The sequence below is a fragment of the Pseudomonas plecoglossicida NBRC 103162 = DSM 15088 genome (genome assembly GCF_000730665.1).
GTDB classification, from domain to species: Bacteria; Pseudomonadota; Gammaproteobacteria; order Pseudomonadales; family Pseudomonadaceae; genus Aquipseudomonas; species Aquipseudomonas plecoglossicida.
The window spans coordinates 34829-52153 of the sequence record NZ_BBIV01000031.1; the positions used below are offsets into that span (position 1 = coordinate 34829).

Annotated in this window: 15 protein-coding genes and 1 pseudogene; 7 read left to right on the forward strand and 9 right to left on the reverse strand. The window is 64.1% G+C overall.

Annotation, left to right across the window (positions count from 1 at the left end):
* Nucleotides 1–29 precede the first annotated feature (29 nt).
* Together PPL01S_RS26060 and gnuR are read right to left on the reverse strand one after the other, a co-directional pair.
* Nucleotides 30–869, reverse strand: a pseudogene (locus PPL01S_RS26060) (PAS domain-containing protein); the annotation flags it as partial.
* Between the two features lie 70 nt (nucleotides 870–939).
* A complete protein-coding gene (gnuR, locus tag PPL01S_RS17420; RefSeq protein WP_016392585.1) occupies nucleotides 940–1959 on the reverse strand; it encodes a transcriptional regulator GnuR in 1020 nt (339 codons plus the stop codon).
* Nucleotides 1960–2167: 208 nt separating this feature from the next.
* On the opposite strand from gnuR, the gene PPL01S_RS17425 reads away from it, so the two are divergent.
* The 3 genes from PPL01S_RS17425 (at nucleotide 2168) to PPL01S_RS17435 (ending at nucleotide 4556) form a co-directional block, all read left to right on the forward strand.
* The gene (locus PPL01S_RS17425) at nucleotides 2168–2707 is read left to right on the forward strand and encodes a gluconokinase (protein WP_016392584.1); all 540 of its coding nucleotides are present in this window, start codon (nucleotides 2168–2170) and stop codon (nucleotides 2705–2707) included.
* Between the two features lie 115 nt (nucleotides 2708–2822).
* Complete coding sequence (locus PPL01S_RS17430; RefSeq protein ID WP_016392583.1) at nucleotides 2823–4175, forward strand: GntP family permease; 1353 nt, start codon at nucleotides 2823–2825, stop codon at nucleotides 4173–4175.
* Between the two features lie 84 nt (nucleotides 4176–4259).
* Nucleotides 4260–4556 carry a hypothetical protein gene (locus PPL01S_RS17435; protein ID WP_016392582.1) on the forward strand — a complete coding sequence of 99 codons (297 nt, stop codon included), beginning with the start codon at nucleotides 4260–4262 and terminating at the stop codon, nucleotides 4554–4556.
* Between the two features lie 106 nt (nucleotides 4557–4662).
* Here PPL01S_RS17435 and PPL01S_RS17440 read toward each other — a convergent pair whose 3' ends face one another.
* The 4 genes from PPL01S_RS17440 to PPL01S_RS17455 form a co-directional block, all read right to left on the reverse strand.
* Nucleotides 4663–6087, reverse strand: coding sequence for a sigma-54-dependent transcriptional regulator (locus PPL01S_RS17440; RefSeq protein ID WP_028625973.1), 1425 nt, complete (start codon nucleotides 6085–6087; stop codon nucleotides 4663–4665).
* The gene (locus PPL01S_RS17445) at nucleotides 6056–7552 is read right to left on the reverse strand and encodes a sensor histidine kinase (protein WP_016392580.1); all 1497 of its coding nucleotides are present in this window, start codon (nucleotides 7550–7552) and stop codon (nucleotides 6056–6058) included. Before PPL01S_RS17445 ends, PPL01S_RS17440 begins: the two co-directional genes overlap by 32 nt.
* 292 nt (nucleotides 7553–7844) lie before the next feature.
* Nucleotides 7845–9302, reverse strand: a complete 1458-nt coding sequence (locus tag PPL01S_RS17450; RefSeq protein WP_016392579.1) for a sensor histidine kinase — start codon at nucleotides 9300–9302, stop codon at nucleotides 7845–7847.
* 79 nt (nucleotides 9303–9381) lie between these two features.
* Nucleotides 9382–9975, reverse strand: coding sequence for a lytic transglycosylase domain-containing protein (locus tag PPL01S_RS17455; protein ID WP_016392578.1), 594 nt, complete (start codon nucleotides 9973–9975; stop codon nucleotides 9382–9384).
* A 191-nt stretch (nucleotides 9976–10166) separates the two neighbouring features.
* Here PPL01S_RS17455 and gspG point away from each other — a divergent pair, with 191 nt between their 5' ends.
* A complete protein-coding gene (gene gspG, locus PPL01S_RS17460; protein ID WP_016392577.1) occupies nucleotides 10167–10592 on the forward strand; it encodes a type II secretion system major pseudopilin GspG in 426 nt (141 codons plus the stop codon).
* Nucleotides 10593–10603: 11 nt separating this feature from the next.
* Nucleotides 10604–11794 carry a type II secretion system F family protein gene (locus tag PPL01S_RS17465; RefSeq protein WP_016392576.1) on the forward strand — a complete coding sequence of 397 codons (1191 nt, stop codon included), beginning with the start codon at nucleotides 10604–10606 and terminating at the stop codon, nucleotides 11792–11794.
* Between the two features lie 10 nt (nucleotides 11795–11804).
* Here PPL01S_RS17465 and PPL01S_RS17470 read toward each other — a convergent pair whose 3' ends face one another.
* Entirely contained in the window at nucleotides 11805–12719 is a 915-nt protein-coding gene (locus tag PPL01S_RS17470) for a site-specific integrase (protein WP_016392575.1), read from the reverse strand.
* A 161-nt stretch (nucleotides 12720–12880) separates the two neighbouring features.
* Here PPL01S_RS17470 and PPL01S_RS17475 point away from each other — a divergent pair, with 161 nt between their 5' ends.
* Entirely contained in the window at nucleotides 12881–13528 is a 648-nt protein-coding gene (locus PPL01S_RS17475; protein ID WP_016392574.1) for a DUF1345 domain-containing protein, read from the forward strand.
* Here the strand turns inward: PPL01S_RS17475 and PPL01S_RS17480 are convergent.
* Nucleotides 13454–14683: a pyridoxal phosphate-dependent aminotransferase gene (locus PPL01S_RS17480; RefSeq protein WP_016392573.1), complete on the reverse strand. Its 1230-nt coding sequence runs from the start codon at nucleotides 14681–14683 to the stop codon at nucleotides 13454–13456. The genes PPL01S_RS17475 and PPL01S_RS17480 overlap by 75 nt on opposite strands.
* 294 nt (nucleotides 14684–14977) lie before the next feature.
* Between PPL01S_RS17480 and PPL01S_RS17485 the strand changes: the two genes are divergently transcribed.
* A complete protein-coding gene (locus PPL01S_RS17485; RefSeq protein ID WP_016392572.1) occupies nucleotides 14978–15238 on the forward strand; it encodes a DUF1652 domain-containing protein in 261 nt (86 codons plus the stop codon).
* Here the strand turns inward: PPL01S_RS17485 and PPL01S_RS17490 are convergent.
* On the reverse strand, nucleotides 15235–17322 hold the full coding sequence (locus tag PPL01S_RS17490; RefSeq protein ID WP_028625974.1) for a putative bifunctional diguanylate cyclase/phosphodiesterase: 2088 nt from the start codon (nucleotides 17320–17322) through the stop codon (nucleotides 15235–15237). The genes PPL01S_RS17485 and PPL01S_RS17490 overlap by 4 nt on opposite strands.
* Nucleotides 17323–17325 lie beyond the last annotated feature (3 nt).

Here is a 17325-nt window from a genome sequence, read left to right on the forward strand (position 1 = left end):
GCCGCGTCGGCAGCGCTCTGCTGGGTGCTGACCTGGGCAGTGATATCACTGGCGAACTTGACCACCTTGTACAGCCGCCCCTTGCTGTCGAAGATCGGATTGTAGGACGCCTCCAGGTACACCGTCTGGCCCTGTTTGTTGACCCGTTCGAAACGATGGGAATGGTACTCGCCCCGGTTGAGCGAGGCCCAGAACTCACGGTACTGGGCCGACTCACGCTCGTGGGGCTGGCAGAACAGCCCATGATGGCGGCCGACCACTTCTTCCAGGCGATAGCCCATGGTGGTGAGGAAGTTCTGGTTGGCCTTGATCACCCGCCCCTGCGCCGTGAACTCGACGACGGCCATGGAACGGCCGATGGCCTTGAGCAGGCTCTGGCTTTCATGTTCGTCCTTGACCCGTTGGCTGATATCGGTCGCCACCTTGATGACACTGGTGACCTGTTGACGATCATCCAGCACCGGCATGTAGCTGGCCTCCAGCCAGACCTCGCGGCCCGCCTTGTCTACGCGCTCGAAGGTGCCACTGATGGCGCTGCCCTCGCCCAGTTCGCGCCACAACTGCTGGTATTCGGCGCTTTTGGCGTAAACCGGGTCGCAGAACAACCGGTGGTGCTTGCCGCGCAATTCCTCGACGTCATAACCCATGGCCCGGCAGAACTGTTCGTTGGCGTCGAGGATGGTGCCGTCAGGTGAAAACTCGATCATCGCCATGCTGCGGCTGATCGCCGCGAGTTTGGCCTGGGATACTGCGAGGGAGTGGCGGGTACGTTGAATCTCGATCAGATCGGACTTGCGATGGAAGTCGAACATGGCGCCAGGGTCCTTTGTACGCAGGGTTTCCTGAGCATAGATCGGCCCAAGCGGCATGCAAGCACAATGCCACTACCTAATGATTAATCACTTGGTGATAGTCATGCGTGCACCTTGGCCAGGCCATTCATGTACTCTCCCGCACCATCAGCTCGAAGCCCATGTCTTGCTGTTCGGCCGCTACCCGCTTGCCATCGAGCAGCGCCAGCAACGCCTGCGCAGCGCCCCGACCAACGGCAGCCCGAGGCGTGCGGATGGAGGTCAGCCGCGGCACCATCTGCGCCGATGCCGGCAAGTCATTGAAGCCAACCATCGCCACCTGGCGCGGCACCTCGATGCCCTGGCGCAATGCCTGCAAAATTGCGCCTTGGGCCAAATCGTCGTTGCAGAAGAAGATGCCGTCCACATCAGGCGCCTTGCCCAGCAACTGGCTGAACAGTTCGCTGCCCAGCCCGATCGACGAGGGCTGCGGTGCCAGAACTTCCAGCTCGGTGGCTTGCAGGCCGGCTTCGGCAAGCGCCTGGCGGAAGCCTTCGGCACGCTGCATCACCCGTGGGTCCAGCTGCGCGGCGATGAAGGCGAGACGTCGCCGCCCTCGCTCGATCAGGTGCTGCGCGGCAGCGCGACCGGCCTGCTGCTGGGAAAAGCCCACCGACAGCGCCCCGGCCTCGCCGCCCAGTTCCATCATGTGTACACAGGGTACGCCACTGGCTGCCAGCATCTGCCGCGAGGCTTCACTGCGGTCGAAACCGGTGAGCAACATGCCACAGGGCTGGTAGGCCAGGTAATTGCGGATCAGGTTCTCTTCTTCGCCGGTGTCGTAGTGATAGTTGCCGATCAGCACCTCGAGCCCGCGCGGGCGCATCACCTCGTGAATGGCCTCCAGGGTGTCGATGAACAACTGGTTGGAAAGCGAAGGGATCAGCACAACCACCGATTGGCTGCGTGCCGACGCCAGTGCGCGCGCCGCCGGATTGGCGATATAGCCCAGTTGCGCGGCGGCGACGGTGACTTTTTCCACCAGCTGCGGTGCGACTGTGCTGACGCCGCGCAAGGCGCGCGATGCGGTGATCGGGGATACCCCGGAAAGCCTGGCGACTTCTGCCAGCGTGGGACGACCGGTGGTGCGAGAGCCTGTGCGGGACATGGATGTTGTAATTTTACTACTTGCCAAGGATGGGGAACGGCCACTAAGGTAGCGCTGTCTCAGGACGCAGGCAATGTAATCTTTGGTAGCAGCCACTACACGCCCTCTGCCAAGCGTCCATACTGCGTAAGGACAAAACCAACAACACCGGGGAGTGGCGTTTCGTCTGCGACGAGACAGCGCTATCTCGCCCCGCAGGAGGTATTGAATGAACTCTCCCCTGTCCGCCATCGTGGTGATGGGCGTGGCCGGATGCGGCAAAAGCAGCGTCGGTGCCGCCATTGCCGCCAGAAGCGGCGGCCGCCTGATCGAAGGCGACGCGTTTCACCCGCCCGAGAATATCCGCAAGATGAGCGCCGGCATCCCTCTGGACGACAGCGACCGCGCGGGCTGGCTGGTGCGCCTGGGCCAGGAACTGCAAGTCGCGGTCAAGGCCGGTGAACGGCCCATCCTCACCTGCTCCGCACTCAAGCGCCGTTATCGCGACACCCTGCGTGAAGCGATGCCGGAACTCGCCTTCGTGTTCCTCGAACTCACCCCGGCCGAGGCCCAGAAACGCGTCCTCGCCCGCCCCGGTCACTTCATGCCGGCGAGCCTGATCGAAAGCCAGTTCGCGGCACTGGAGCCCCCCCATGGCGAACCGTTGACCCTGCCGCTCGATGCCACCAGAGAGGTCCTGGCCCTGGCCGAGACCGTGGACGCCTGGCTAAAGCCTTGCGGTGAGCGGAAGCGGGCGCGGACCGCCTGAACCGGCGGTTTATCCGGCTCACCAAAGACAGCGCTGTCTGGACGCCTCCAGGCGCCGAAGTTTCAGAAAACAAGCTACGCCAAAAAAACAACGATAAGACCGAGGCATATCCACCATGTTCGGACTGGCTACAGATACCTACCTGCTGCTCGACGCCCTGGTAACCATCGTCGGGCTGATCCTGCTGATCACCCATTTCAAAGTGCACCCCTTCGTCGCCCTGACGCTGGCCGCCGGCTTTCTCGGCCTGACCTCCGGCATGCCGGTGGCCAAGGTCATGAAGTCGTTCCAGGACGGCTTCGGTGGGGTGTTGGGGTTCGTCGGCATCGTGCTTGCCCTGGGCACCATGCTCGGCAAGCTGATGGCCGACTCCGGGGGCGCTGACCAGATCGCGCAGACCCTGATCCGTGCCTTCGGCGTGAAGAATGTGCACTGGGCCATGATGTTCGCCGCGTTCCTGGTCGGCATCCCGCTGTTCTTCGAAATCGGCTTCGTGCTGTTGGTACCACTGGTGTTCATCGTCGCCCGGCGTTCAGGCGTGTCACTGATCAAGATCGGCATCCCGCTGCTGGCCGGACTTTCGGTGGTCCACGGCCTGGTGCCGCCGCATCCGGGTCCGTTGCTGGCGATCGGCATCTTCCACGCCGACATCGGCAAGACCATCTTCTATGGCCTGCTGGTGGCCCTGCCCACGGCGATCATCGCCGGCCCGCTGTTCGGCAGCTTCATCGCCCGCTACATCCCCGGCAACCCTTCGCAGGAGTTGATGGACCAGATCGCCAAGGAGTCCGACCAGAGCAACCTGCCGAGCTTCACCATCACCCTGGTCACCGTGCTGCTGCCCGTGGTGCTGATGCTGCTCAAGACGTTGGCCGATGTGGTACTGCCCGCCGAGCACATCGTGCGCCAGTGGATGGACCTGATCGGCCACCCCATCACCGCCCTGCTGGCCGCGCTGCTGCTGGCCTTCTACACCTTCGGCTCGGCCCGCGGCTTCAGCCGCCAGCAGATCATGAAGATGCTCGACCAGAGCCTGGCGCCGACCGCGGCCATCGTGCTGATCGTGGGTGCCGGCGGCGGCTTCAAGCAGATGCTGGTGGACACGGGTGTCGGCAACGTGATCGGGCAGATGGCAGTGCAGGCACAGATCTCGCCGATCCTGCTGGCCTGGCTGGTGGCCGCGGTGATCCGCATCGCCACGGGCTCGGCCACGGTCGCCACCATCACCGGTGCCGGCATCGTCGCCCCGGTGATCGACCTGGTACCTGGGGTCAACCGGGAACTGCTGGTACTGGCCACCGGCGCAGGCTCGCTGATCCTGTCCCACGTCAACGACGCCGGTTTCTGGCTGGTGAAGCAGTACTTCAACATGACCGTGGCCGAAACGTTCAAGACCTGGACCATGATGGAGACCCTCCTTTCGGTGGTCGGCATCATCTTCATCATGTTGCTGTCGACGGTGGTGTAACCGCTGATCGGGGTGATGGCACCTTGGCGTTACCGGCATGGACCAACTGAGGTAAGTGCCTTACCAACGCCAAGGAGCCACACCATGATTCGATCGACCCTGCTGCTGGCCGCCCTGCTCGCCGCTCCGCTGGCCCTGGCGGTCGGCACTGGCCCGACCTATCCGGACGACCCGCATAACCCGGCGCCACAGCCGGGTGTCGACAGCACACTCAACCCGATCGAGAAGCCGATGCCGCGCGACACCGACCCGCGCATTCAGGGCAACGATCCGGAAAGCCCGCCGGCCAAGCAAAATGACAACCGCGACCTGCCGGGCATGGATGGCAGTGGGTCGGAGGGTACGGGTGGGCAAGGGAGTAGCGAGGGTAGTCAGCGGTAATTGAGCCAAGGGGCTGCTTTGCAGCCCAATCGCCGGCAAGCCGGCTCCCACAGAGTCAACCTTTGGGAGCCGGCTTGCCGGCGATCGGGGCGCAGGGCGCCCCCGCTCACCACTGCCGCTTGTCGGGCCGGGTAAGCCCCAGTTTCTCGATCCGATAACGCAGCATGTCCCGCGACAACCCCAGCATCCGCGCCGACTTGGTGACATTCCAGTCGGTGCGGTCCAGGGTCTTGCACACCAGGTCACGCTCCATGTCCGGCAAGCTGGTGCCCGGCTCCGGCTCATGACGCGGCACTTCATAAAGCATCGGCGCCGGCATGGCCATCGGCTCGTCGACCAGCGTCATGCACAGGTTCAGCTGGTGCGCCTGGACCAGCTCGCTCGGCGCCAGCAGAACGGTCTGCTCCAGCATGTTGCGCAACTCGCGCACGTTGCCCGGCCAGCTGTAGCTCAGCATCAGGCTCTCGGCCTCGGCACTGAAGCGCAGGTTCGGTTTGCCATAGCGGCGACCGTGGTGGGTCAGAAAATGCCGCGCCAGCAGCAATACATCCTGCCCACGAGCATGCAGCCGAGGCACCTTCAGGGCGATGATGCGCAAGCGGAAGAACAGGTCGCGGCGGAATTTGCCCTGCTGCACCATCTGTTCCAGGTTGCAGTTGGTGGCGCTGATCACACGCAAGTCGACCTTGCGCTCCTTGACCGCACCAATGCGGCGGATGCTGCGGTCTTCCAGCAACTTGAGCAGCTTGGCCTGGAGCACCAGGTCCATCTCGCCGATCTCGTCGAGGAACAGCGTGCCGCCATCAGCCGCCTCGACCAGCCCCACGCGCCGCTCCTTGGCGTCGGTGAACGCGCCCTTTTCATGGCCGAACAGCTCGGCCTCGAGCAGATTGGCGGGGATCGAGGCGCAATTGAACTCGATGAACGGCCCCTTGCTGCGCGAACCGTCGAAGTGCAAGGCACGGGCGACCAGCTCCTTGCCGGTACCGGTTTCGCCTTCGATCAGCACCGGAGGCAGGTCGTCACTGGCCATGCGCCGCTCAGCGTCGAGCACCTGGTGCAGCGTGTGCTTGAGGGTGTGCATGACTGGCGATTCACCGATCAGCGCCTGCAGACCGGATTTCTGCGCCTCCCGCTCCTGGTAGAACGACAGGGTCCGCTCCATCCGCTCGGCGGCCAGGGCCTTCTCGAGGGTCAGCTTGAGCTCGGCCAGCACCACCGGCTTGGTCAGGTAGTGGAAGGCGCCTTCCTTCATGGCCTGCACGGCATCTTCGACATTGCCGTAGCCGGTCATCATGATCACCTTGAGGTCCGGCGCCTGGCCCACCAGCGTGCGCAACAGGTCATGCCCGCTCATGCCGGGCAGCGAGTTGTCGGTCAGTACCGCATCGGGCTGGGCCCGCTTGATGTGCTCGAGCGCAAGCTCTGCGCTGTCGCACAGTGTTACCTCATAACCCTTGAGGCTCAGGTAGGTGCGAATGTTCTCGCCGAGGATTTCATCATCCTCGACTACCAGGATGCTCTGCTCCATGGTCCCCTCCCGCTGCGATATTGAAAGTGAGGCTGACGCGGGTTCCTTCCTCTTCACGGCTGCTCAGGCTCACCGAGCCGCCAAACCGTTCCATGATCCGCTTGACCAGGGCCAGGCCAACACCGAGGCCGCCCTGTTTGGTAGTGAAGAACGGCTTGAACACCATCCGTTCCTGCTGCTCGGACATGCCCTTGCCCGTGTCGCTGAGCAGCAGCTGGACGCGCTGCCCCTCCTGCACGCTGACCTGGGCGCCCAGTTCGCCGCCCTTGGGCATGGCTTCCAGGGCATTGGCGAACAGGCTGTTGAGAATCTGCGTCAGCTGCAGGGGCTGGCTGGCGACCCACTGTGACTGCGGGCCCTCGAAACTGAAGCGCACGCCGTTGCGTGCGATCTGCTGGGCGAAGGCCTGATGGGTGTCCTCGATCGCAGCCACCAGGTCCACCGCCTCGGCCTGGTCGCTGGTCGGGCGCAGCGACACCAGCAGTTCGCGGACCCAGCGTGACATGCGGTCGACCTGGCCGATGATGTCATTGATGCTTTTCTGCGCCTGCGGGTTGGCGATCTCCTGGGCAAGCTCGGCGCTCGAACGGATATTGGCCAAGGGATTGCGCAGGCTGTGGGCCACTGCCGAAGACATCTCGCCCAGGGCCACGTAGGTTTCGCTGGCCACCAGGCGCTCTTGCTGCTGGCTGAGCATCTGCGCCGCGCGGCGCACGATCCAGAACAGGCCGAAGTAGATCAATGCCCCCCCTACCAGGGTCGAGGCCCAGATCACCACGTAGCCCCGCTGAATGCGCCGAACAAGGTCCTGGGGCTCCTTGTAGATCTCGACCATGGCCAGCACCTGCTCGCCCTGGCTGTCGAACAGCGGGATGTAGTTCTCGATGAACAGGTAATCCGGATCACGCAGGAACTTCTGCTCCTCGCGATCATCTTCGGCTTTGTGATAGCTGGCCGAAACCGACTTGCGCGAGCGGAAGGCGCGGTCCAGGTCACCGTCGGCACCGATACGCTTGCCCACCAGCGCCGGATTGGTCGACCAGACGATGGTACGGTCGCGGGCATAGACATTGGCCAGCAAGGAGTCCGGCAGGTGCTCGACATGGTCGAGGAACTCGACACGGGTCGACTGCGCCAGCTCAGGGGTGAACTGCAGGTGCTGCTGGTCCAGGCGCGGGTCGAGCAGCTCGCCCATGGTGGTACCCGGTGGCAACTGCGAGTGACGTACTTCGGCCTGGGCCATGGCCTGGATGAACTGCGCCGTGAGCATGGCATCGCGCTCGACGCTGTCGCGCACCACGAAGCGCGTGGACACATAGCCAAGGCCCCCGGCCACCGACGCGATGATGAGCAGGCTGATCAGGGAAAACCAGCGCAGCAGGTTGAACTGCTTGAGCGGTGCAGTGATGCCGCCAGGGGGGGCTCCGGCCTTGTCGGGAACTTCGTTTTCCAGCGTCTGCTGCATTGCTGTGTTCCCGCGCAGGGATTCCGTTCAGAACGCTATCGACGCCTTGCTACGCGAGGTAGCAATTTGATGGCATTCACCAAGGCGGCCGCAGCTGCCAGTTATCGCGCGTATTTCGTAGCAAAAAGCCAGCCATTACCGCCTGGCGACCTTCAATGCTTATTTTTCAATAAGTTATGAACGCGTTATGTCTTTAGTTTCAATCGAGTTCCCCACTATTGGGGTATTTCTACCCAATTTTTACTAATTCATTAATAAACATAGGATTACGTTGTTTTCTTCAACTGCTGTGTCATGTAGCTGCCAGCCGAAAATTGAGTGAAACCCGTGTGCCGTGGCCTTCACTGCTGCTCAGCCTGACTGAGCCGCCATAGCGTTCCATGATGCGCCTGACCAATACCAACCCCACGCCCAACCCACCTTGCTTGGTGCTGAAGAACGGCCTGAACGCCATGCGTTGCTGCTGTTCGTTCATGCCTTTGCCCGTGTCGGACAGACGCAAGGTCAAGCTGCGCCGGTCCTGCTTCACCACCTCCACACGCAAGCGACCACCCTGCTCCATCGCTTCCAGGGCATTGGCGATCAAGCTGTTGAAGATCTGCCCGAGCAGTGCCGGCTGACTCAGCACCGTCACTGCCGGCAACGCTTGCACATCCAGCGTCACGCCGTAGCGCACCAGCGGCACGGCAAAAGTCCGCAGGCTTTCCTGCAGGGCGTGCGACAGGTCCACCGGTACGGGGTCGTCATTGAGTGGCCGCAACGACTGCAACAACTGACGGATCCACTGCGACATGCGGTCGACCTGGCTGATGATGTCGTTGACATTGCGCTGCACCGGCCCCTCGTCGAACGCCTGGGCCAGCTCCGCACTGGAGCGGATGCTCGCCAGCGGGTTGCGCAGGCTGTGGGCCACCGCGGAAGACACTTCGCCGAGGGCCACATAGGTCTCGTTGTTGATCAGGCGCTTCTGCTGTACATCCATGACCCGCGCGGCCCGGCGCATGAGCCCGTACAGGCCGACGTAGACCAGCCCGGCGCCGACGGTGATGGCCAGCCAGATGAGTATCAGCCCATGCTCTATGCGCACGATCAGGTCGTGGGGCTCCTTGTAGATTTCCACCATCGCCGTGACCCGCTCGCCATCGGCATCGAACAACGGGATGTAGTTCTCGATGAACAACTGCTCGGGCGGGGTCACGAACTTCTGCTCGGCACGCGCCTGCTCGATGTCGTGGTAACTCGCCGAGACCCGCATCTTGTACTCGAACGCCCGGTCCAGGTCGTCGTCACCCTCGATGAGCTTGCCGATCAGGGCCGGGTTGCTCGACCAGATAACCGTGCCGTCCGGGGCATAGATATTGGCCAGCAACATGTCCGGCAGATGGGCGATATGGTCGAGGAACTCGCCCCTGGCCTTGCGCCGCGCCTCAGGGTCGACGTCGGGCAAGGACGCGCGATCGGTACGTGGGTCGAGCAGCTCGCCCATGGTGCGTACATTGGGGATCGACACATGGCGTACTTCGGCGTCGGCGATGGAGGTAATGAACTGGGCCGTCAGCAAGGCATCGCGCTCGACGCTTTCATTGATGATGAACCGGCTGGAGATCAACCCCAGACCCGCCGCCACCGAAAGGATGATTGCCAGGCTGACCCAAGCGTACCAGCGCAGCAGGTTGAAGGGCTTGCGCGGGACGACGGCCTCGATGTTGCTGGAGACTTCGGGCGTTTCGCAACGGGGGGCGATATCCATGGCGGGCTCCATTGCCGGGCACCTCTTTCAAAGGTTATAGCCCAGAGTCGGGGAACTTTCGTCAGGAGCCGCTGTAGGGTCAGAGCGGCGCGTCGGCGGCCAGGCCCTGCAGCTTGCGATACTCGCGCAGCACATTGGGTACGTAGCGCCGGGTCTCGGCGAACGGCGGCACCGCGCCGCGGCGCATCACGGCATCGGGGCCGGCATTGTAGGCGGCCACGGCCAGGGTGATGTCGTTGTCGAACAGGGTCAGCATGCGCTTGAGATAGCGCGCACCGCCCTGCACGTTGTCCTCGGGATCGAGTGCGTTTTCCACCCCCATTTCCCGTGCGGTATCCGGCATCAACTGCATCAGGCCGACCGCACCGGCCGCCGAGCGGGCCTTGGGGTTGTAGCCGGACTCTGCCTTGATCAGCGCATGCAGCAATGCTTGTGGCACATCGTGCGTGCGCGCCGCGGCCGCTACCACCTCGGCATAGGGCCGCCCGGTAATCAGCTGGGCATTGGCCGGGCCGGCCTGGGCGATGGATTCGCTGATCACCCGCTCATAGTGGCGTCCCGGTCGATGGACGTTGCTCAGCACATAGCCGCCCTTGGCATCGATGGAGATGTACACATCGGCCTGGGCGACACCTGCCGCCAGCCAAAGCACTCCCAGGATCAGTCCACGCATGTCGGTCGCCTCCCCGCCGTGCCCCCGATGTGGGGGAAATGCCCCGGAAAAACCGGGCTTTTCTGCTACGACGCAAGCACTGTGCCGCTTGCCGTGGCGCATGGCGCAAGGCCCCGAGGCAGACGTGCACGACAGTTGCATGGAGCGGCAAAACCCTGGAAAGGCATGTCCCCATGCAGGAGGGCTTCACCATGCAGCACAAACCCAATCGCCAACGTGGCTTCACCTTGCTCGAACTGCTGGTGGTGCTGGTGGTGCTCGGCCTGTTGGCCGGCATCGTCGCGCCCAAGTACTTCAGCCAGCTGGGCCGTTCGGAAGCCAAGGTGGCCCGGGCGCAGATCGAGGGCCTGGGCAAGGCCCTGGACCTGTATCGCCTGGAGGTCGGCCATTACCCCAACAGTGAGCAGGGGCTGCAGGCACTGGTCGCCGCCCCCAGCGGCGAGTCGCGCTGGTCGGGCCCGTACCTGCAGAAGGCCGTGCCGCAGGATCCGTGGGGCCGTCCCTACATCTACCGCCAGCCCGGCGAGAACGGTGGGGAATACGACCTGTTGTCGATGGGCAAGGATGGGCAGCCCGGCGGCGATGGCGAAAACGCTGAAATCACCAGCTGGCAGTGAGGAGCACGACCATGCGCTACAGCCTCAAGGCCCTGGGCAGACAGGGCGTGGTGCAACTGCAGATCGATGCCGACGATGCCGAACAGGCCCGCCGACGGGCCGAGGACCAAGGTCTGCGGGTGGTCAGCGTGCGCGGCCGTGGCAGCGCCCTGAGCAGCCTGCCCTGGCACCGCGACGCCGCGTTTGACCTGGTGTTGTTCAGCCAGGAACTGACCACGTTGCTCAATGCCGGCCTGCCGTTGATCGATGCACTGGAGAGCCTGGCCGAGAAAGCCCCGACCGGCTCGGCACGCAAGGTCATGGAGGCCTTGGTCCGCCAGCTCTACGAAGGGCGTTCGTTGTCCCAGGCGCTGGCCCAGCAACCCCGGGTGTTCCCGCCCTTGTATGTGGCCCTGGTGCAATCGAGTGAACGCACCGGCGCCCTTGGCGATGCCCTGCACCGCTATATCGGCTATCGCCAGCGCCTCGATCTGGTTCGACAGAAGCTGGTGGGGGCCTCGGTCTACCCGCTGTTGCTGCTGCTGGTCGGCGGTGGCGTGGTGCTGTTTCTGCTCGGCTATGTGGTGCCGCGCTTCAGCCTGGTATTCGAAGGCATGGGCAGCGAACTGCCCTGGTTGTCGCGGGTGCTGATGCAGATCGGCTTGTTCCTGCACGCCCAGCAATTGCCCCTGGCACTGGCAACAGCGGGCGGCATCGGCGTGCTGGTGCTGCTGCGCCGCAACCCGCTGGTACGGCGCTGGGGTTCACGTCAGCTGCGACGCCTGCCCGCCTTGCACTCGCGGCTGCTGATGTACGAACTGGCACGCTTCTATCGATCGCTGGGCATTCTGCTGCAAGGCGGCATTCCCATCCTGACTGCCATGGGCATGGCCCGCGGGCTGTTGGGCAGCGCCGCGGCACAGGGCCTGGAACAGGCCACGGGCCGTGTGGGCGAAGGCCTGCCGCTGTCGGATGCGCTGGAGGCCGGGCAGTTGGTGACCCCCGTCTCGCTGCGCCTGCTGCGGGCTGGGGAGCAGTCCGGCAACCTCGGGGAAATGCTCGAGCGCTGCGCGGACTTTCATGACCAGGAAATCGGGCGCTGGGTCGAGTGGTTCGTCAAGCTGTTCGAACCGCTGCTGATGACCTTCATCGGCCTGCTGATCGGCCTGATCGTGATCCTGATGTACATGCCGATCTTCGAACTGGCTTCGAGCATCCACTGATTCGCACCGATCAGTAGTCGAACCGATCCACCGCACGCCGCCGCTCGTTGTCATCGCGGCGATCATAACTGGCTGTGGTCTGGATGTTGGCGTGGTGCGCCAGCTTCTGTGCGATCGACAGGTCATGCTCTTCGATCACCCGGGTGATGAAGGCCCGGCGAAAATCATGGGGCATGATCTTCACCCCCACCTGGGCCCCGCGCTGGCGGGCGATGTAATAGATCGCATGCTTGGTGATGCGCGCCCGGGTGATGTGGTTGCCGCGGCGGATCCGGTTGAACAGGAACGGGTCGTCCTGCGCTCCGTCGGGCAGCGCCTCACGTCGCAGGTCTAGCCAGGCCTGCAGCTTCTCGAACGCCCAGGCCGGCGCATACTTGATCAGTTGCCGATTGCCCTTGCCCACCACCTGCAGGCTGCGCGCGGCGAAATCGACCTGGTCGAGGTCGATGTCCACCGACTCCGACTTGCGCATGCCAGTGCCGTACAGCAACGCGATGATCGCTGCATCGCGTACGCCCTGCGGGCGAGGGTCGGCAGCACACAGCTCCATCAGCTCGCGAATCAGGCTGCGCCGAAGGTTGCGCCCCGGTGGCAGGCGACTGCCGGTGGCCGGTTTGACCTCGCGGATGCGCAGCAGCTGCTCATGGTCGATCAGGCCCTGGCGCCAGGCTTCGTTCATGACCCCGCGCACGGCATTGACATACAGCGACGAGCTGTTGGGCGCATAGCCATCGGTGCGCAGCGCCGCCACCAGGCCGATCACATGGCCAGGCTCGAGCCGGTGCCAGGGCACCTCGGCCAGGTTGCAATCGACGAAACCAAGCCGGTCTGCGGCGTCCTGCAGGATGTAGCGCATGGTCTGCTGGCTGGAGGGCGCCAGGCGGGCCAGGTACTGCAGCAGGGGATTTTGCGAAAGGTCGGACAAAACGTGAATCCTGTAGCGATGCCTGGCACGAAGCAAGCGGCCCCAGGCGTGAAGCGGTCATGCCATTTCCTTGAAAATCAGAGGGCTCTGGCACGCACATGAGGGGAAATGTTATCCCATAGGCTATCGTGGTAGCCATGACTCCCTGTCGCCGAGGCCCCATGGCACTGCACCGACTGACCCGCACCCACCCCCGCCTGAGCCTTGCCGCGCTGGTCGGCGTCCTCGGTGCGTGGTTGATCCCGGCCAACGATAGCGTGCAGCGCATCCTTGCCGGCTGGAACCTCGGCGTCTGGCTCTACCTGCTACTGGTGCTGTGGCTGACCTGGCGAGCCAACCCGGAAAAGGTCCGCACCGTCGCCCGCGTGGAAGACGAAAACGCTGGGCTGGTGCTGTTCACCGTCTGTATCGCAGCCATCGCCAGCCTCGCCGCCGTGACCCTGCAACTGGCGTCCAGCCCTGGCCTGCATGGCAGCGACCTGGCCCTGCACTACCTGTACACCGGCTTGACCATTGCCGGCTCCTGGTTGCTGATCGGCTGCATTTTCAGCCTGCACTATGCGCGGCTGTTCTACAGCGGCGACCGCCACGAACCGGCGCTGCGCTTCGCCGACGGCGAACGCAACCCGGATTACTGGGACTTCCACTACTTCTCGTTCACCATCAATGTCGCCGTGCAAACCTCGGACATCGGTGTAGGCGGTCGCGGCATGCGCCGGGTGGTACTGGCCCATTCACTGGTAGGTTTCGTGTTCAACACGGCAATTCTCGGTTTCACCATCAATATCGCCGCCGGGCTGCTCGGCTAGCAGGCGCCTTGCACAGGCGCGAATGCGCTCGCAGACCACCTGCAACTGCTCGGCGTCGAGCACCAGCCCCATGCGTACGTGGCCGGCCGCGCTGGGCCCGAAGGCATCGCCAGGCAGCAGCGATACCCCCTCCTCCATCAACAGCCGCTGGGCGAATGCCTGGGCGCTAAGACCCGTGGCGCGAATGTCGAGCATCACGAACATGCCACCGGCCGGGCGATGGGCACGCACGCCGGGGCAGTCGGCAAGGGCCGCACAGACCCGGTCGCGCCGCTGCCGGTAGGCGTCGCGCATGCCCCGGACGGCGGGCAAATCCTGCTCCAGCGCGACGCAGGCGGCCTGCATGATGAACTCCGGCAAGCCGAACAGCATGGCCATGGCCAAGTTGGACAGGTGCTCGACCAGCGCAGGTGACGCCACCACCCAGCCTACCCGCCAGCCGCTCATGGCATGGGATTTGGACACACTGTCGATGATCACGCAGCGCTCGGCCATGCCCGGCAGGCTGGCGGGGTCGAGCGCTGCACCTTCGTACAGCAGGCCGCTGTAGACCTGGTCGCACACCAGCCAGAGGTCATGTTCCCGGCACAGTTGCGCCAGCTGCGCCATGTCCTTTGGCGAAATCGCGGTGCCAGTCGGGTTGTGCGGCGTATTGAGCAGCAGGGCGCGGGTGCGTGGCGTGATCGCCCGCGCCACCGCCAGCGGATCGAGCCGAAACCCTTGCTCCGGGCTGACCGCCACCGGCACCGGCCGGGCCGCGCAGGCGCCGAGTACACTGTGGTAGGTGACATACATCGGTTCGGCGACGATGACTTCGTCGCCCGCATCGAACAGGCATTGGCAAACGGCGTAAAGCGCGCACTGTGCGCCGGCGAGCACCATCACCTGGTCGGCACTGACCTGCACGCCGCTGCGACGGGCGATGGCCTGGCGCAGCGCCAGGCTGCCGCGCACATCGCTGTAATGGGTGTCGCCCCGGCGCAAGCTGCTGACCGCAGCATCGACGATGGCGGGTGGCGTGTCGAAGTCGGGGTCGCCCACCGACAGCAGGAAGATTTCCCTCCCTTCACGGCGCAAGGCCTGGGCCTGGTAGTGAATATCCCATGCTGCGGCGGCATCGCCGGCGATGCGTTGGGTGAGCGTGGAAAAGCGCATGACTGTCTCCCTGTCTGCCCAGCTCGCACCGCTTGTCCGAAAATGCCGTGCGCCGAATGTCGTAAAAATAGCAGAACCGGCCGGCAGTCATTGCAGCTGCATCCACGGAAAACGTTTGCCTGGCCATTTGCCGCCAGACGGCGTTCATCAGCGGGGTGTGACAGGCATCATGCATTGGTGAACTGGACGTATTTTCTGCTTGGTGTCAGCGTGCCAGGTGCTATGGTTAGGTTCCCGGCGGCCACCGGCGTCGCCAATCGCTCACCGCTTCCAGGTACGGACAAGGAGGCTGGCATGAACAAGATGACGTTCCCCAACGCCTGCCAGGTGATGCGCTGGCATTTCCACCCACTGGGTTTCGAAGCCAGCATGGATGCACCGCGCAGCATGATTGCCCGCCTCTTCGACCGGGCCACCGGCGAAACCCTGCTGGCCATCGCCGGCATCCCTTGCAGCACGATCATGGCCGCTGCGGATGTCGAGCGCATCATCGAAGCCGTGGAGGCCGAGATGGACGCCTTCCTGCCGGCTCAGCGCTTGCGCGACGCCAGTTAAGCCAGCGCCTGGTTACCCTGGCGTAACGCCTGCAATTTGTTCATGAACTGCTCCGCCGGCACCGGCTGCCCCAGCAGATAGCCCTGCAGCGAATCACACCCCAGGCGGGTCAGGAAGTCCTGCTGACCATCGGTCTCGACCCCTTCGGCCACGATTCGCAGCCCCAACGCCTGCCCCAGCGCAACGATCGCCGAGACGATCGCGGCATCATCGCTGTCCTGCTCCAGGTCGCGCACGAAGCCGCGGTCGATCTTCAGTTCGTTGGCGGGCAGACGCTTGAGGTACATCAGGCTGGAATAACCGGTGCCAAAGTCATCGATCGACAGGTCCACGCCCATGTCGGACAAGCGCTGGAGCACGGTCAGGCTGGCATCGGCATCGTGCATGGCGGTGGTTTCGGTGATCTCCAGGGTCAGCCGGTTGGCCGGCAGGCCGTTGTCGCGCAGTGCCCGGGCGACACTGTCGACCAGGCCGGCATGGCAGAACTGCAAGGCTGAAAGGTTGACGGCCATGCGCCAGTCCTCATGGCCCTGCTCAAGCCATTGGCGCATCTGCCGGCAGGCTTCATCGAGCACCCATTCGCCGATGGGGATGATCAGCCCAGTCTTCTCCGCCAGGGTGATGAATCGGTCCGGCAGCAGCAGCCCGTGCTGCGGATGCTCCCAGCGCAGCAGGGCTTCGGCGCCGATCGGCTGGCAAGCCTGGGCATCGAACTTGGGCTGGTAGTGCAGGCGGAACTGGCGCTGCTCCAGGGCCATGCGCAAGTCCTGCAGCAGTTGCAGCTGCTGGCGGGCATTGCTGTTCATCGACACGTCGAAGAAGCTGTAGCCGTTCTTGCCGGCGCTCTTGGCGTGATACATGGCGGCGTCGGCGTTGCGCAGCAGTTCGAGCTGGTCCTGGCCATTGCCAGGGTACAGCACGATCCCCAGGCTGGCGGTGAGCTGCAGATCATGCTCGGCCACGCGGTAAGGCCGTGAGACCAGGTTGACCTGCTTGACCGCCACGTCCATCGCATCTTCCGGTTCCTGCAGCTCCACCAGCAGCACGAATTCGTCACCGCCGATGCGCGCCAGGGTGTCCTGGCTGTGCAGGTGCCCGCGCAAACGAGCGGCCACCGCCTTGAGCAACAAGTCGCCGACATGGTGACCGAAGGCGTCGTTGACCGGTTTGAAGCCATCCAGGTCGATGAACATCAGGGCAAAACAGCCGCCCTGCTCCGCTACCTTGCCGATGGCCTGTTCGATGCGGTCCGACAGCAGGGTCCGGTTGGGCAGACCGGTCAGGGTGTCATGCAGGGCCAGTTGTGTCAGCTCCTGGTTGGCCCGGGTCAGCGAACGGGCCAGCTCCGCGGTGCGCGCCTCCAGGCGGGCGTCCAGCACCGAGGTCAGCAACGCCACCGCGAGCACCGCCAGGGTGGTGATCAGCACCAGGTAGACCAGGCCATCGCCCTGCAAGCCATCGGCCACGGCGCCGCAGAAACTGCCTTGCGGGAAATTGGCCGCCGCCATGCCCGTGTAGTGCATGCCGACGATGGCGACCCCCATCAGCATGGCCGCCAAGCCGCGGACCTGACGCACGTAAGGGGTATTCTGACGCAGGCGGAAGGCGATCCACAGCGCCGCCGCCGAGGCGCCCACGGCAATCGCCAGGGACGCGCCGAACAGCGTCGGGTCATAGTCGATGCCCGGCAGCATGCGCAAAGCCGCCATGCCGGTGTAATGCATGCAACTGATGCCCGCGCCCATGATCAGGGCACCCAGTGCCAGATGCAGCATTGGCAGGCTCGGTTGGCTCACCAGCCACAGGGCAAAGCCCGACGACAACACGGCGATCAGCAACGACAGCACGGTCAGGCCGATGTCGTAGCCCAGGTCGATGGGCAGGCTGAAGGCAAGCATGCCGATGAAATGCATCGACCAGACGCCGATGCCCATCGCCAAGGCGCCACCGGCCATCCACAGGTAGACCGCCCTTCCCTTGGCGGTGGCGATGCGACCGGTCAGATCAAGGGCGGTATAGGACGCCAGGATGGCCACGCACAGCGAAATCAACACCAGCGAAAAGGAGTAGCTACCGGTCAGCATTGG

Bases quoted from the DNA above. Each gene is read 5' to 3' on its own strand.
- gnuR (WP_016392585.1), bottom strand. From the start codon at position 1,959: ATGTCCCGCACAGGCTCTCGCACCACCGGTCGTCCCACGCTGGCAGAA.
- PPL01S_RS17425 (WP_016392584.1), top strand. From the start codon at position 2,168: ATGAACTCTCCCCTGTCCGCCATCGTGGTGATGGGCGTGGCCGGATGC.
- PPL01S_RS17430 (WP_016392583.1), top strand. From the start codon at position 2,823: ATGTTCGGACTGGCTACAGATACCTACCTGCTGCTCGACGCCCTGGTA.
- PPL01S_RS17435 (WP_016392582.1), top strand. From the start codon at position 4,260: ATGATTCGATCGACCCTGCTGCTGGCCGCCCTGCTCGCCGCTCCGCTG.
- PPL01S_RS17440 (WP_028625973.1), bottom strand. From the start codon at position 6,087: ATGGAGCAGAGCATCCTGGTAGTCGAGGATGATGAAATCCTCGGCGAG.
- PPL01S_RS17445 (WP_016392580.1), bottom strand. From the start codon at position 7,552: ATGCAGCAGACGCTGGAAAACGAAGTTCCCGACAAGGCCGGAGCCCCC.
- PPL01S_RS17450 (WP_016392579.1), bottom strand. From the start codon at position 9,302: ATGGATATCGCCCCCCGTTGCGAAACGCCCGAAGTCTCCAGCAACATC.
- PPL01S_RS17455 (WP_016392578.1), bottom strand. From the start codon at position 9,975: ATGCGTGGACTGATCCTGGGAGTGCTTTGGCTGGCGGCAGGTGTCGCC.
- gspG (WP_016392577.1), top strand. From the start codon at position 10,167: ATGCAGCACAAACCCAATCGCCAACGTGGCTTCACCTTGCTCGAACTG.
- PPL01S_RS17465 (WP_016392576.1), top strand. From the start codon at position 10,604: ATGCGCTACAGCCTCAAGGCCCTGGGCAGACAGGGCGTGGTGCAACTG.
- PPL01S_RS17475 (WP_016392574.1), top strand. From the start codon at position 12,881: ATGGCACTGCACCGACTGACCCGCACCCACCCCCGCCTGAGCCTTGCC.
- PPL01S_RS17480 (WP_016392573.1), bottom strand. From the start codon at position 14,683: ATGCGCTTTTCCACGCTCACCCAACGCATCGCCGGCGATGCCGCCGCA.
- PPL01S_RS17485 (WP_016392572.1), top strand. From the start codon at position 14,978: ATGAACAAGATGACGTTCCCCAACGCCTGCCAGGTGATGCGCTGGCAT.
- PPL01S_RS17490 (WP_028625974.1), bottom strand. From the start codon at position 17,322: ATGCTGACCGGTAGCTACTCCTTTTCGCTGGTGTTGATTTCGCTGTGC.